Source organism: Streptomyces sp. NPDC046727, from assembly GCF_040645635.1.
GTDB lineage: Bacteria > Actinomycetota > Actinomycetes > Streptomycetales > Streptomycetaceae > Streptomyces.
In genome coordinates, this window is sequence record NZ_JBEYYR010000034.1 from 63,492 (window position 1) to 77,760 (window position 14,269).

The window sequence follows — 14,269 nt, forward strand, 5'->3', positions numbered from 1 at the left end:
CTCCCTCATGCCCCCGTGTCTGTCTCGGTGGTGCTCGCTGTTCTCGCTGTGCTGTCGTATGTCGCGTGCCTTTGCCAAAGGCCTGGTCGATCCCAGCACATCACATAACGCACGGGCTCGGTCACGTTTCGTTGCGAATTGGCCTTAAGTGGAAGTCGCCTCTCCGTTACTGCGGGTACGGCGGGTTCCTGGGGGTCAGACGAGCCGCACGGGTTTCTCGGGGCGTATTCCTGACCGGGCCAGCCATTCGCGCAGCGGGCCCGGGTCTCCCTTCTCGATCAGGCTGAGGACCTTGGGCGTCAGATCCGCGGCCCGCTCGCCGCCCAGCAGCAGGGACGGCCCGTCCAGCCAGTCCAGGGCGGGGACCGCGCCGGCGGTGTCGACAGCCGCGCAGCACACCATCGCCGTGACGTGATCGGCGAGCAGCTCGCGGGCGGTGCGCTGGGGGTGCAGCGGGAAGGGCGGCAACACGCCGTCGCAGTCGTCCCACAGGGCCCTCTCGGCACTCCGGCGAGCCGCCCCGTCATCCGGCCCGGCAGCCTCCTCCCGAGCCAGCTCAGCACTCAGCCCAGCAGCAAGCGCGGCACTCCGCTCGGTGGCAGGATCAGCGTCCTCTTCGTCGTCGTAGGGGGGCCAGAGGCTGCGTCCGGGGGCGGGGTCGGGAAGGGTGGTGTCGGTGGGGACTGTCTCGCTGGGGACAGCCTCGGCCGGAGCGGCGTTGCTGGAGGCAGCCCTGGCCGAAGCGGCGTCTGTCGGGCCGACCTCGGCCGGCGCAGCGTCCGTGGGGCCAGCCCCGGCCGGCGCAGCGTCCGTGGGGCCAGCCCCGGCCGGCGCAGCGTCCGTGGGGCCAGCCCCGGCCGGTGCAGCGTCCGTGGGGGCAACCTCGGCCGGCGCAACGTCGGTGCGGGCGCCCTCGGCTGGAGCGGCGCCGCTGGGGACAGCCCCAGCCGGAGCGGCTTTGCTGGAGGCGACCTCGGAGGAGGCGGCCCCGCTGGGGACAGCCTCGGGCGAAGCGGCCTCGCTGGAGGCAGACCTGGCCGAAGCGGCGTCCATGGAGCCCAGCCCGGCCGGCGCAGCCTCCGTGGGGACAGCCTCGGCTGGAACGGTCTCACTGGAGGCGGTCTCGGCCAGTGCGGCACCGCCGGGGGCGGCCCCGGTGGGGGCTGTGGTGGTGGTGTCGGGCGGCGTGGGGCTGTTGGGGTGGGTGGTGGGTGGAGTTTCCGGTGGCTCTGGGGTGGCGGGAGTGCGGGTGAGGCTCGTCGGTTCTGCCAGGTGGTCCAGGAGGCGGGCCAAGGTGGGGCCGCCGGGGTCGGGATGCCGGGGGTCGGGGGAGAGGCGGACGCCGAAGGAGTCCAGGACGCGGTGCAGCCGGGCCGCGTCGGCGCGCCAGGTGCGGTCCACGACCTCCTCCGGATACGCCTGCCAGTCCACGGGCGCCCAGTCGGGGCCGGACTCGGCCGGACCGCCGTGGAAGAGACGGGCGGCGAGGAGGGAGGCGGCCTCGTCGACCACGCCGGGCTCCTCCAGGAGGTCGCAGGCGGGGCGCTCGCCCAGCCGGGAGGCGAAGCCCTCGGCGAGCCGGTCGCGGCGGGACAGCTCGGTCAGCGCCGCCACTACGCCCGCGTCCAGCCGGGACGGCCAGCGGCCCATCCGCCAGGCGGGCAGCGCGACCCTGGTCAGCAGCCGGTCCCAGCCCGCGTAGGCCAGCCCGACCTGCTCCTGGGCGACGATCCGCAGGCCGTAGTCGACCGCCTGGGCGCGCTCGGCCGCCGCCGCCGCGACCCCGCGCTCCATCTGCGCCGCATGCTCCCGGCAGCCCCGCAGCAACAGCCGGGCCACCCAGCCGAGGGCCGCGCACACCCCGCGGGTCAGCGGGCAGCGGCCCGGTGTCGAGGCGACGGCCACGGCCGCGTCCAGTCCGCGCACGAAGCGGCGGGCGGCGGCTATGTCCGGGTGCGCCGAAGGGCCCGTACCCGCGACGACCGGGGCGAGGACCGCGCGCAGCTCGCCGACGCGCATCCACCACAGGAACGGTGAGCCGATGACCAGGACCGGTGCGACCGGGGTCCGGCGGCGGCCCGGGCCCGCTATCTCGTCGGGCGCCGGACGCGGGGGCGGGCCGTGCGCCGAGTGCGTACGGTCCTCCAGCCAGCTGTCGCAGTCCGGGGTGAGCGCTATGGCCGAGGGGGCCGGCACGTCCAGCCGGTCGGCCAGGTCGCGCACCATCCGGTACAGGTCCGGGGCGGACTCCTCCGGGATCGGCACCGTGGGGCTCATCGCGGGGCGGGACCGGGCCACGACCACGCCGATACCGGCCGCGGCCAGCAGCACCAGCACCGCGAGCACGCCCACCGTCCAGCGGGCGGCGTCCCAGCCCCGGCCGACGAGATGGCCGGTGGAGGCGCCGGTCAGCAGGATCACCGCGGCGCCCGCGGGCAGCAGGGCCACGGCCAGCGCCCGGCCCCGGACCCGCAGCACGGCGAGGGCCCGGGAGCGCGCGGCCTGCGCACCCGCCTCCACACCGATTCCGCTCACGTGCCGACCTCGCCCCCTCCCCGCCGATCGCGTGCAGCCCTGGTCTTGCTCACTCCCCCACTGTGGCACCCGCCACTGACATCGCAATGCCGGTGGGCCAAGTGCCGGAACGCTTGCGCGGCACCCTAGTTGGGGCCCAGTCCCACGTCAGCCGGATAGCCGATTGCTCACTCGATGGAATGGCTTTGGTCAGAGCTGGGTGACAGAAAGCAAAGATCAGGCCCCGGATTCTCTCCGGGGCCTGATCGGGTACGAGGGTGCGCGCGACCGGGGCTTTCAGCCCGCCGGTGTCACGCCTGAGCGGTCCGCGCCGCCTTCGCCGCGATGTCGGTGCGGTGCTGCGAGCCGTCAAGGCCGATCCGGCCCACCGCCCGGTACGCCCGCTCGCGCGCCTCGCCCAGGTTCGCGCCGGTGGCCGTGACGGACAGCACACGTCCGCCCGCGCTGACGACCGCGTCCCCGTCCCGCCTGGTGCCGGCGTGCAGCACGTACGCGTGCGGGGCGTCCTCGGCGGCCACCCGGTCCAGGCCGGTGATCGGGTCGCCGGTGCGCGGGGTGTCCGGGTAGTTGTGGGAGGCGACGACGACCGTGACGGCCGCGTCCTCGCTCCAGCGCAGGGGCGGCAGGTCGGCGAGGTTGCCGGTGGCGGCGGCCATCAGGACACCGGCCAGCGGCGTCTTCAGCCGGGCCAGCACGACCTGGGTCTCCGGGTCGCCGAAACGGGCGTTGAACTCGATGACCCGGACCCCTCGCGAGGTGATCGCGAGGCCGGCGTAGAGCAGCCCGGAGAAGGGCGTGCCCCGGCGGCGCATCTCGTCCACCGTCGGCTGCAGCACCGTCTCCAGCACCTCGTCGACCAGCTTCGGGTCGGCCCACGGCAGCGGCGAGTACGCGCCCATGCCGCCGGTGTTCGGGCCCTCGTCGCCGTCCAGGGCGCGCTTGAAGTCCTGGGCGGGCTGGAGCGGGACGACGGTCTCGCCGTCGGTGATGGCGAAGAGGGACACCTCGGGGCCGTCGAGGAACTCCTCGATCACCACGCGCTCGCAGCCGGCGGCGTGCGCCTTGGCGGCCTCGATGTCGGAGGTGACGACGACGCCCTTGCCGGCGGCGAGGCCGTCGTCCTTGACGACGTAGGGGGCGCCGAAGGCGTCCAGGGCCTCGGCGACCTCCTCGGCGGTGGTGCACACGTAGGAGCGGGCGGTCGGCACCTCCGCCCGCGCCATGACGTCCTTGGCGAAGGCCTTGGAGCCCTCGATCCGCGCGGCCTGGCCGGAGGGGCCGAAGACCGGGATGCCCGCCGCGCGGACCGCGTCGGCCACACCGGCGACCAGCGGGGCCTCCGGGCCGACGACGACCAGCTCGGCACCGAGAACGGTGGCCAGCTCGGTCACCGCGGCGCCGTCGAGCGCGTCGACCTGGTGCAGCTCGGCGACCTCGGCGATGCCGGCGTTGCCGGGGGCGCAGTGCAGCGCGGTGACGTCGGGGTCGAGGGACAGGGAGCGGCACAGGGCGTGTTCGCGGGCGCCGCTGCCGATGACGAGGACCTTCACGGGGTCAGCCTAATGGCAAGGTCACCGAAGACCGGGGCCCGGGTTTGTCGGATGTTCCTCCAAAAGGGCCGTTCGCGTCTCCCGGAACCGATCTCCGGAAGCCGATTTCCGGAAGCCCGTCTCCGGAAGCCGCGCACGGACGCCGTGCGCCCGCACCCGGCTCCTCCCCCGTTCCTACCGGCTCCTCACTCGTTCGAGAACTCCTCCACCACGGTCGCGCCCAGCTCCCGCACGATCAGCTCGTGGCCGGACAGGGCCGACTCGTCGAGATCGGGGTCGTCGTCCTCCGGGATGTCGTCCTCGGGCGCGACGGGCGGCGGCTCGGAGGCGGCGGCCGGCCGGGAGGCCGGTGCGGGCGCCGCCGGGGCGCCGCCCTGGGGCGCGGCGGGCGCCTGCGGGGCCGGCTGGGAGGCCGCAGGGCGGGGTGCGGCCGGGGCGCCGTAGCCACCGCCGGGGGTGCTGCCGTAGCCGCCGGCGGGAGAGCCGCCGTAGCCGCCGCCTCCGCCGTAGCCGGAGGAGCCGCCCGGGGCCGGGGCGGAGCCGCCGCCGGACGGGTCGACGACCGCCTCGATCTTCCACTGCACGTTGAACTGCTCGGCCAGCGCCTGCCGCAGCACGTCCTCGCTGCCGCTGCCGGCGAAGTTGTCGCGGGCGCCGGCGTTGACGAAGCCGAGCTGGAGGGTGGTGCCGTCGAAGCCGGTCACCTGGGCGTTCTGGCTGAGCAGGATCCAGGTGAAGCGGCGGCGGTTCTTGACGGCCTCCAGGATGTTCGGCCAGAGCGCGCGGGGGTCGAGACCGCCGACGGGGGCGGCCGGGGCGGGGACCGGCGCGGGCGCGTGCTGGCTCGGCTGCGGTGACTGGGCTGGGGCCGTTCGGCCGGGGCCGCCGGAGCCGCTGGGGCCACCGGGACCCTGGCCCTGGCCCTGGCCCTGCTGGCCGCCCGCGGGAGCGGCCGCCGTGGGCCAGCCACCGGGCCGCCGGCCACTGCCGGCGGGGGCGGCGGTGGGCCAGGCGCCGGGGGCGGGGGCGGGGGCCGCAGGGGCCGGGGACTGGGCCGCGGGAGCAGCGGGCGCAGGAGCTGCCGGAACGGCCGGGGCCGGGGCAGGAGCGGGTGTCGTAGGCGCCGGAGGAGCGGGAGCGGGCCCCGGAGCGGCGGCCGGAGCCGGCTCGACAGGGGCACTCGGGCCCGCCGCCGGAACACCCGCCGGGGCACCCGGCGCACCCGTGGCCCGGACAGCCGCACGGGCTGCCGCGGGCCCCCCACCGGGCGGAACGGACGCCCCGCCGGGCGCGAGGGCGCCGCCGTGGGCCTCGGGGCCCGGGACGTAGCCCATGGCCGGCGCGCCGGCGCCGCCCGAGAAGCCCACGCCGCGCTCCAGGCGGTCGAGACGGGCCATCACGGACCGCTCGTCGCCGTAGGCGGCGGGGAGCATGACGCGGGCGCAGATCAGTTCCAGCTGGAGGCGCGGCGAGGTGGCGCCGCGCATCTCGGTCAGGCCCTCGTTGACCAGGTCGGCGGCGCGGCTCAGCTCGGCCGCGCCGAACGTCTCGGCCTGGGCCTGCATGCGCTCCAGGACGTCGGCCGGGGCGTCGAAGAGCCCCTTCTCGACGGCGTCCGGCACGGCGGCGAGGATCACCAGGTCCCGCAGGCGCTCCAGCAGGTCGGCGACGAAGCGGCGCGGATCGTTGCCCCCCTCGATGATGCGGTCGACGACCTCGAAGGCGGCGGCTCCGTCTCCGGTGGCGAAGGCCTCCACGACCGAGTCGAGCAGGGAACCATCGGTGTAGCCGAGGAGGGAGGTCGCCATGGCGTATGTCACACCCTCCGCGCCGGCACCGGCGAGGAGCTGGTCCATGACGGACATGGAGTCACGCACGGAACCGGCGCCGGCGCGCACGACGAGCGGCAGGACGCCGTCCTCGACGGGGATGGTCTCCTTCTGGCAGACCTCGCCCAGGTAGTCCCGGAGGGTGCCCGGGGGCACGAGCCGGAAGGGGTAGTGGTGGGTCCGCGACCGGATGGTCCCGATGACCTTCTCGGGCTCGGTCGTGGCGAAGATGAACTTGAGGTGCTCGGGCGGCTCCTCGACGACCTTCAGCAGGGCGTTGAAGCCGGCCGACGTGACCATGTGGGCCTCGTCGATGATGTAGATCTTGTACCGGCTGGCGGCGGGGCCGAAGAACGCCTTCTCGCGCAGCTCACGGGCGTCGTCCACACCACCGTGAGAGGCCGCGTCGATCTCGATGACGTCGATGGATCCGGGCCCGTTCCGGGCCAGGTCCCGGCAGGACTGGCACTCGCCGCACGGGGTCGGTGTGGGACCTTGCTCACAGTTCAGACAGCGGGCCAGGATGCGCGCGCTGGTCGTCTTGCCACAGCCGCGCGGCCCGCTGAACAGGTACGCGTGATTGACCCGGTTGTTCCGCAGCGCCTGCTGCAGCGGGTCGGTGACATGCTCCTGCCCGATGACCTCGGCAAAGGTCTCCGGGCGATAGCGGCGGTACAGCGCGAGAGACGACACGCATACGAGGTTAATGGGGCCCACCGACAACGGGCTCCGCCCGCGGACCCCGGGAACGCAAGCGCCCCCCACGCACCCGCCAGAGCCGACCTACCCTTGCTGCCTTCCGGCCCTGGGGGAGTTCAGTCAGATAGCGCCGCGTGAGGGGCTGTGCCCACAGTACCCGATGGCGGCCTGCGGGCTGTACCCGATGCGAGCCTGCGAGAACGGGTTCGCGAGCACTCCCCTCGGTCATGTAATGTTTCCGGCGGAGGATTCGCCTAGAGGCCTAGGGCGCACGCTTGGAAAGCGTGTTGGGGGCAACCCCTCACGAGTTCGAATCTCGTATCCTCCGCCAGCCCAGAGGGCCGGACCGCTTCAGTGGTCCGGCCCTCTGGCGTTTGTCCGTCTCAGTTGGCATCGGGACAGGTATTGAGCTCGCCTCCAGGACGTTCCCGGCCTCTTCGTCAAGGGTCACGCCTTGGTGCTCGGCGCACTGGTGCGCGTGCGCCCCACTCTGACCGGGCCGATCCAGGCCGCGATGGGCGGCGTAGCGACGACGGTGGCTCTGATCGCTGTACGTGGCTGACTACCGTCGGCTGATGTTCGGGCCACAACCGTGCGAGATGCAGGGGTCAGCCATGGTCAGTGATGGGGACCCACGGACCAGTTTCGCCTCACCAGGTCTCGAAACCGCAGGTCACTGGCATGAAGCGGTCGTTCCCGTCCGGATCTGTGCCGACGGCCACAGCGAACGGGACACACGTAGGCCCATACTGAGTCATGACAAAGCCTGCTGCGCCGAAGCGTCATCTGCCTACCAGCCCCTTCAAGGCTCCGGTCACACCTGCTCCCAAGCACTTCGCCGTGGGCGACCAGGTCACACACGACATGTACGGCCTCGGCCGAGTCATCGGCATCGAGGACGGAATCGCGGCGCTCGTGGATTTCGGCTCGGCGCAAATGCGGATCTTGAGCCCGTACGGCAAGATGACCAAACTGTAGGACCGATGTGCCCGGTCACGGCACACCAGGCCCCTTCAGGGACCTGCAACGAAAGAGAGTCCTCTCATCGATCTGACGTCGCTGTTTTCCGCCCTGGAAGGGCAACCCCGCTGCTCCGCTGCGGCATCGCCGCCTCCGGCGACGACCAACCCCTTCCAGGCCCCCGACTTCGGGGAAGACGAGGCCTTGCCACTCGACGCACAGGAGCCCGCCTCGGGCCCACGCGCGGCGCGGCCCAAGGCAGCCTAGGTCCACGAATGACGGCGGCTCCGGCAACTGGCCGCGGGCCGTCTCCCGTGCTGCGGTGAAGAGCCCACCCATGAACGCAGGTGGACGGCCCTGTACGCGCGCCGCCAGCCCAGAGGGCCGGACCGCGAAAGCGGTCCGGCCCTCTGGCGTTTGTCGCCACCTTCGAGGCTTCGCCTCCCGCTACCGCGTCACCCGCACCGGAGCCGACACCGTCACCTGGTCCACGTCCGACACGCGGACCGTCGCCTTGAGGGTCCAGGTGCCGGGGAGGGGGATGGTGAAGCTGTCGGCGGTCCAGTAGCCGCCTCGGTCCGTGATCCTGGTGTCCAGGGGGCCCACGCGCTGGGCCGGGAGCGTGAGGGTGACGCGGAGTTCGGGGACCGTGGAGAGGCCGCCGTCGGGGCCGTAGATCACCGCCTGGACCGAGGTGGTGCCGACGCGGCCGGGGTCCAGGGTGATCTGGACCTTGCCGTGGCCGCCGGGGGTGCCGACGTCGAACGGGATCGTGGTGACGGAGGCCGTGGGGATGCCCGTCGTCGCCGGGAGGGCCGGCTGCACGGGCTCCGTGGCCGCTCGGCCCGGCACGGTGCTGCTCAGCAGCGTGGTCAGGGCCATGACCAGCACCGAGGCCGTCGCCTCCGCCAGGATCGAGCGGCGCAGGAGGTGCAGGGGGACGGCCGTGGCGGGGGCCGGGGGACGCTCCGGGGGGAGCGGGGGGCCCGAGGCCGGCTCGGGGACGCGGGCGGGGGCGGGTGTCGCCGCCGCCCGGCTCAGGCGGGCGGTGAACGTGCGGGAGCAGGCCGCCGCGAGGAGGAGGGCGGTGACCGCCGCCAGCTTGGCCAGGAGGGTGCGGCCGTACGTCGTGTCCGTCAGCGCCTGCCAGGAGCCGAGGCCCCGCCAGGACTGGTAGACGCCGGTCACGACCAGCACCGTCACCGAGGCGAACGCCAGGCGGGAGAAGCGGGCCGGGACCGTGGCCGGCAGCCCTGCCGGTGCCGGGGTGCGCCGCAGCGTCCACAGGAGGGCGGCCAGACCGCCCAGCCAGGCCGCCATGGCCAGCAGGTGCAGCGTGGCCGAGACGATCGCCACCGGGACCTGGATGCCCGCCGAGGCGTGGTCGGACGCCGACCAGGTCAGGGACAGGGCGAGGGCGAGGACTCCGGCCGCCGCGAGGGTGGCACGGCGCGGGAGCCGGGTGCGGCGGGTCCGCAGCAGGGCCACGCAGGCCGCCGCCAGCGTCAGCAGCCCCAGGCGGGCCAGGAGGAGCAGGCCGGGGCGGGTCGTCGCCGTGTGGGTCAGGGAGGAGACGGCGAACGCCGTCGTGGGGGACGTGCCCTCCTCGTACGGGGCGCGCAGCAGGTACAGGGCGGTCGTGGTGGTGAGGAGCACGGCCGCGGCGGCCAGGGCGGGGGCGCGCAGGTGGGCCGTCGTCGGCGGGCGGCAGTACGCCACGAAGGCGGCGGTGCCGAGGAGCAGAGCCAGGGAGAGGTACGCCAGGTAGCGCGCGATGGTGTGGAGGGCCGTGGTGGCCGGGTCCTCCGTGCGTTCGAGGGGCGGTGCGACCGCGGTCGCCGTGCGCTTGCCCACCGAGAAGGTGAGGGCGCCGGACACCGGGTGGCTGTCCGCCGACACCACCCGCCAGGCGACCGTGTACGTGCCGGTGGCGAGCTTGGCGGGGAGGGTGACGCGGGCCGTGTCGGAGCGGCCGGAGGCGTGGCCGGCGGGGCCGGTGCGGACGCGGTGGTTGTGGGGGTCGTAGACCCGGAAGGAGTCGGTCAGCAGGCCGACCGACTCGGAGAAGGCGAGGGTGACATGGCGGGGGGCGGTGCGCAGGACGGTTCCGTCGCCGGGGTCCGTGGCGCGCAGGACGGCGTGGGCCGAGGCGGGGGTCGCCGTGCCGACGAGGAGGCCGAGCAGGATCGCGGGGAGGAGCAGGAGTACGGCCCTGGTGAGCCGGGCCGGCCGGTGCGGTCGTCGCGGTCCCCGGTGTCCGTCGTGCAGCACCCTCGGCCTCCGTCCCCGTCTGCGCCCGTGCCTCCCTACAGGTACGCGCGGAACGGCCCGTGTGCTCACCAGGTCGGGCGGGCGGTCACACCTCCGTCCACCACCAGGTCGTGGCCGGTGATCCAGGAGGCGAGCGGGGAGGCGAGGAACACACAGGCGTCGGCCACGTCCTCAGCTCTTCGGGCGTCGTCACCCGGGGAAGGCTACCGCCCGGTCCAGGAAGGCGAGTTGGGCGTGCTTCTCGGGCAGGTACACGTCGGGCAGGTCGATCTCGGGGAGGACGACGGCGGGGCCGCGACGGAAGCCCTGGCGTTCGAAGCGGGCGATCGCCTTGGTGTTGCGTACGTCCGGGTCGACCACGATCCGGTGCCGGTCCAGGACCAGCAGCGCGTACGTCGTCACCGCCGCCAGCAGGGCGGACGTCCAGCCGGGCAGCGGGCCTTCGGGGCCGGCGGGGGCGAGGAGGAGGTGGACGCCGAGGTCGCCGGGGCGGACGTCGTAGCACTCGCCGACCCGGTCCGCGGACGGCTCGTACGTCTGGAACAGGGCGGCCGGTTCGTCGTCCCTGGTGACCAGGTGGGCGTGGTGGGTGTCGAGCGTGGCCATATGGGCGTAGATCTCGGCGACCTGGGCTCGGGTGAGGCCGTTCATGCCCCAGAACGCGGCGCGTTCGTCGCTCACCCAGGTGTGGACCACGTCCGCGTCGCCCTCCGGGTCGAGGGGGCGGATGCGGACGGTGCCGTAGCCGTCGACGTGCTGGACGTGCAGGTCAGTCATCGGATTCCTCGGTCGGTTCGGGGGTGAGCAGAGACCAGTCGGTGATCACCGGGGCCAGTTCCCCGCTGAGCCACAGGGGGAGTTGGTCGCGGTGGTGGGCGGCGCCGGGGACGCCGTCGGCGCCGAAGGGGACCACCCAGCGGCTGCCCGCGCGGTCGGCCAGATCCCACACGTAGCGGGCGGCGGGGCCGCGGGCGGCGCGGTCGGTGAGACCGGGGACGGCGGACGTGCAGAGCACGCAGTCGTGGTCGCCGGCGAGACCGGGCTCGTCCGGTCCGGTGTGCGGGTCCGCCGGGAGGGCCTGCCAGGGGGCCAGGCGGTGGGCGGCCGACCAGGGTCCGGTGGGCGGTGCGGCGGCGACCTCCTCCAGGGCGGCGCGGACGGCCGCGGCGCGGTCGATGCCGTACAGGTCCTCGGCGCGCAGGAGGTGTTCGAGGGCGAAGCCGATGCGGGGGGCGAGGGCCAGCCAGGGGAGCAGGACGTCCGGGTAGGCCGGGGGCGTGGTGAGCGGGGCGAACACCGGGTGCGCGGCGAGGTGGCGTACGACGGCGCCGCGCACCGCCGCGTACACCGTCGCGTCGGTGCTGTCCGCCTCCATGCGGCGGTCCCAGGCGAGCAGGCGGTCGCGGAGGGCCGCCGCGGCGGGGGCGAGGTCCGTGAGGGCGGCGAGGCGGTCGAGGAGGGCCGCGGCGGAGCCCAGGTGGGTGTCGGTGTGGATCGCGGGCATGCCGTCGGCGGTCCAGGTACGGCGGGCGTCGAGCAGGGCGCGGATGCGGGCGGCGCGGTGGGGCGGGGCGAACTCGACGCCGAGCGGGGTGGCCGGGCCGCGGGCGTTGGCCATCACGGCGATGCCGTCCTCGGCGGCCGGGTCGGCGTACGGCGTCTCGTGCGTGCCGTGCCAGTCGTGGCCGGGTTCCCAGGCGGGGACCGGGCGCAGGCGGTTGGCGTCGGCGCGGACGGGGACCTTGCCGGCGACGCGGTGCAGGGTGCCTCCGGCGGTGTCGGCGGCCTGGACGACGTTGACCGGCTCGGTCCAGGCGTCCAGGGCGCGGTCGATGTCGGCGACGGTGCGGGAGCGGAGGAGGGGGAGGAGGGCGCTGAAGCCGAGGTCTTCGGTGACCCGGGGCGGGTAGCGCAGAGCCAACGCCTCGGCTCCGCCTCCGCCCGGCTGCACGGCGTCCGCTGCCGGCCCCTCCGGCCCCTCCGGCCCCCCGGCGATCACCGGGCCCCGTTCCGTTTCGATGAGCTCGATCTCCAGCGGGGGTTCGCCCGCTGTCTCCACCGTCTCGGTGTGGCGGGTGGCCCGGTGCCAGGTGCCGTCGGGGCCCAGCGCCTCGATGCCCGCGCCGGTGCGGCGGAGCCGCTCGCGGTAGAGGTCCTGGTAGTCGGCCATGGCGTTGGTGATGGCCCAGGCGGCCGTGCCGGTGTGGCCGAAGTGGGCGATGCCGGGGACACCGGGTACGGCCAGGCCGACGACGTCGAACTCGGGGCAGGAGAGGCGGATCTGCTGGTACACACCGGGGTCCTCGATGAACCGGTGCGGGTCGCCGGCGATGAGGGCGTGGCCGGTGGCGGTGCGCTCGCCGGTGACGAGCCAGCCGTTGCTGCCCGCGGTGCCGGGGCCGTCGGTGGCGAACAGGCCGACGGACTCGGGGCCGAGGTGCCGTATCGCCTGCTCGCGCCAGAGCTTGGCCGGGAAGCCGGCGAAGAGGATGTGCGTGCCGAGCCAGACCCCGAGCGGTGTCCACGGCTGCCAGCGGCCGGCGGTGAGCCCGCTGCGCGCGAACTCGGGGGCGCGGCGGGCACCGGCGGCCAGGCCCTCGTTGACGCCGTCGACGTACGCCCGTACCCACGCGGCCGTCTCCGGGTCCCGGCGTTCCAGCGCGGCGAAGCAGCGGCGGGCGGTGTCGTCGAGCCGGGCCCGGCGGGCGAAGACGTCCCAGGAGAGGGCCCCGGCGCCGAGGAAGGCGGCGGAGGTGCCCTGGGCGCGGTGCCGCTCGACCTCCAGCTGCCAGGCCCGGTCGTGGGCGGTGACCCGGCCCTGGGCGTGGGCGAGTTCGCGGATGCCGGACGCTCTCAGGTGCGGGATGCCCCAGGCGTCGCGGTAGATCTCGATGGTCACCCGGGGATCTCCCTATGCTTTAGGTTAGCCTTGCCTAAGTTTTCTGTGGCGGAATCGTACGCGAGCGATGGAGGGGTCATGGGGCAGGGGCGGGGTTGGGAAGGCGCGGTCCTCAGATTGCTGCGTGCCAAGGACTTCGAACTGACCGTCCTCGAAGCCGAGGACGTCACTGCGCACTACCGCCGGCTCCGGCTGCGCGACGGCGGACTGCTCGCCGCGACCGGCGTCCACCCTACGATGTGGGTACGGCTGTGGTTCTCCGACGACGGCCGCCCGCACCAGCGCGCCTACACCCTGGTCGACCCCGACCCGGCCACCGGCACCTTCGGCCTGGAGTTCGCCCTGCACCAGGGCGTGGCCTCCGACTGGGCGCGGGCCGCGCGGCCCGGCGACACCATCGAGGCCACCGTGCAGGGCACCGGCTTCCAGAACCCCGACCCCGCGCCCTCCCACGTCGTCGCGATCGGCGACCCGGCCTCGCTGCCCGCCATCAACTCCCTGCTCGGCGCCCTGGGTTCCGCCCCGGCGACCGTCTGGTTCGAGGGGGAACCGGCGGGGCTGCCCAGCCGGACCGAGCCCGGCCGGCACGAGATACGCGCGGTGCCGCGCCGGGACGCGGGCGCCCACCTGGTGGAACGGGTCCGCGCCGAGCTGCCCGCCGTACTCGCCGGGACCCCGCAGCCGTATGTCTGGATCGCCTGCGACACCGCGACCACCCGCACGCTCGCGGCCTACGTCCGCAAGGAACTGGGCGTGCCGAAGCAGCGGGTGCACGCACTGGGGTACTGGCGCGCGAGCTGAACGGACGGGGAGCGTGCGCGGGCCGGGCGGGCGGAGCGGGCGGGCGCGCGGGACCATCGACCCATGGACGTCACCCTGCACCTCGCCCAGGATCCCCCGGCCGACGCGCTGCTCGGACGCTCCCCGCTCGCCGCGCTGACCGGGATGCTGCTGGACCAGCAGATCCCGATGGAGTGGGCGTTCAAGGGGCCCCGGACCATCGCCGACCGGCTCGGCGCCGCGGACCTGGACGCGCACGACATCGCGGCGATGGACCCGGAGGCCTTCGCCGCGCTGCTCTCCGAGAAGCCCGCCGTGCACCGCTACCCGGGCTCGATGGCGAAGCGCATCCAGCAGCTGTGCGCGTACCTCGTCGAGCACTACGACGGGGACGCGGAGGCGGTCTGGCGGGGCGTCGGCAGCGGGGCCGAGCTGCTGCGGCGGCTGGAGGACCTGCCGGGGTTCGGGAAGCAGAAGGCGCAGATCTTCCTGGCCCTGCTCGGCAAGCAGCTCGGGGTCGCCCCCGAGGGGTGGCGGGAGGCCGCCGGGGCCTACGGCGAGCCGCGGTCCTTCCGGTCCGTCGCCGACATCACCGGCCCCGACTCGCTGGCCAGGGTGCGCGCCCACAAGCAGGAGATGAAGGCGGCCAAGAAGAAATAGGGCGGCGAAGGCGCCCCCGGGCGCACGGCGCCGTCACCCGGTCGGCGTACTCCAGTGGCCGCCCGCTCCCCCTCGTTCCCAGCATG

The 14,269-nt window shown here is 74.5% G+C and carries 9 protein-coding genes, 1 tRNA gene, 1 other RNA gene and 1 pseudogene; 4 read left to right on the forward strand and 8 right to left on the reverse strand.

The window, feature by feature from the left end:
- Positions 1–195: 195 nt before the first annotated feature.
- The 4 genes from ABZ937_RS32560 to ffs all read right to left on the reverse strand — a co-directional run bounded on the left by ABZ937_RS32560 (position 196) and on the right by ffs (position 6,760).
- Positions 196–2,535: a hypothetical protein gene (locus ABZ937_RS32560; RefSeq protein WP_361697043.1), complete on the reverse strand. Its 2,340-nt coding sequence runs from the start codon at positions 2,533–2,535 to the stop codon at positions 196–198.
- 290 nt (positions 2,536–2,825) lie between these two features.
- Entirely contained in the window at positions 2,826–4,085 is a 1,260-nt protein-coding gene (gene purD, locus ABZ937_RS32565; protein WP_361697045.1) for a phosphoribosylamine--glycine ligase, read from the reverse strand.
- A gap of 185 nt (positions 4,086–4,270) precedes the next feature.
- A complete protein-coding gene (locus ABZ937_RS32570; protein WP_361697047.1) occupies positions 4,271–6,607 on the reverse strand; it encodes a DNA polymerase III subunit gamma and tau in 2,337 nt (778 codons plus the stop codon).
- Positions 6,608–6,661: 54 nt separating this feature from the next.
- Positions 6,662–6,760: signal recognition particle sRNA small type (gene ffs, locus ABZ937_RS32575), an RNA gene on the reverse strand.
- A gap of 96 nt (positions 6,761–6,856) precedes the next feature.
- On the opposite strand from ffs, the gene ABZ937_RS32580 reads away from it, so the two are divergent.
- Positions 6,857–6,944: transfer RNA gene (locus ABZ937_RS32580), tRNA-Ser, on the forward strand.
- A gap of 425 nt (positions 6,945–7,369) precedes the next feature.
- Complete coding sequence (locus ABZ937_RS32585; protein WP_361697049.1) at positions 7,370–7,591, forward strand: hypothetical protein; 222 nt, start codon at positions 7,370–7,372, stop codon at positions 7,589–7,591.
- A gap of 429 nt (positions 7,592–8,020) precedes the next feature.
- Here ABZ937_RS32585 and ABZ937_RS32590 read toward each other — a convergent pair whose 3' ends face one another.
- The 4 genes and pseudogenes from ABZ937_RS32590 to ABZ937_RS32605 all read right to left on the reverse strand — a co-directional run bounded on the left by ABZ937_RS32590 (position 8,021) and on the right by ABZ937_RS32605 (position 12,743).
- Positions 8,021–9,775 carry a copper resistance protein CopC gene (locus ABZ937_RS32590; RefSeq protein WP_361697118.1) on the reverse strand — a complete coding sequence of 585 codons (1,755 nt, stop codon included), beginning with the start codon at positions 9,773–9,775 and terminating at the stop codon, positions 8,021–8,023.
- A gap of 134 nt (positions 9,776–9,909) precedes the next feature.
- Positions 9,910–10,023 (reverse strand): annotated as a pseudogene (locus ABZ937_RS32595) (SDR family oxidoreductase); the annotation flags it as partial.
- A gap of 10 nt (positions 10,024–10,033) precedes the next feature.
- The gene (locus ABZ937_RS32600; protein ID WP_361697051.1) at positions 10,034–10,621 is read right to left on the reverse strand and encodes a GNAT family N-acetyltransferase; all 588 of its coding nucleotides are present in this window, start codon (positions 10,619–10,621) and stop codon (positions 10,034–10,036) included.
- Complete coding sequence (locus ABZ937_RS32605; RefSeq protein WP_361697053.1) at positions 10,614–12,743, reverse strand: penicillin acylase family protein; 2,130 nt, start codon at positions 12,741–12,743, stop codon at positions 10,614–10,616. The genes ABZ937_RS32600 and ABZ937_RS32605 overlap by 8 nt, the downstream gene beginning before the upstream one ends.
- A 78-nt stretch (positions 12,744–12,821) precedes the next feature.
- Between ABZ937_RS32605 and ABZ937_RS32610 the strand changes: the two genes are divergently transcribed.
- Entirely contained in the window at positions 12,822–13,544 is a 723-nt protein-coding gene (locus ABZ937_RS32610) for a siderophore-interacting protein (protein WP_361697055.1), read from the forward strand.
- A gap of 63 nt (positions 13,545–13,607) precedes the next feature.
- On the forward strand, positions 13,608–14,183 hold the full coding sequence (locus tag ABZ937_RS32615) for an HhH-GPD-type base excision DNA repair protein (protein ID WP_361697057.1): 576 nt from the start codon (positions 13,608–13,610) through the stop codon (positions 14,181–14,183).
- Positions 14,184–14,269 lie beyond the last annotated feature (86 nt).

Bases quoted from the DNA above. Each gene is read 5' to 3' on its own strand.
- ABZ937_RS32585 (WP_361697049.1), top strand. From the start codon at position 7,370: ATGACAAAGCCTGCTGCGCCGAAGCGTCATCTGCCTACCAGCCCCTTC.
- ABZ937_RS32600 (WP_361697051.1), bottom strand. From the start codon at position 10,621: ATGACTGACCTGCACGTCCAGCACGTCGACGGCTACGGCACCGTCCGC.
- ABZ937_RS32610 (WP_361697055.1), top strand. From the start codon at position 12,822: ATGGGGCAGGGGCGGGGTTGGGAAGGCGCGGTCCTCAGATTGCTGCGT.
- ABZ937_RS32615 (WP_361697057.1), top strand. From the start codon at position 13,608: ATGGACGTCACCCTGCACCTCGCCCAGGATCCCCCGGCCGACGCGCTG.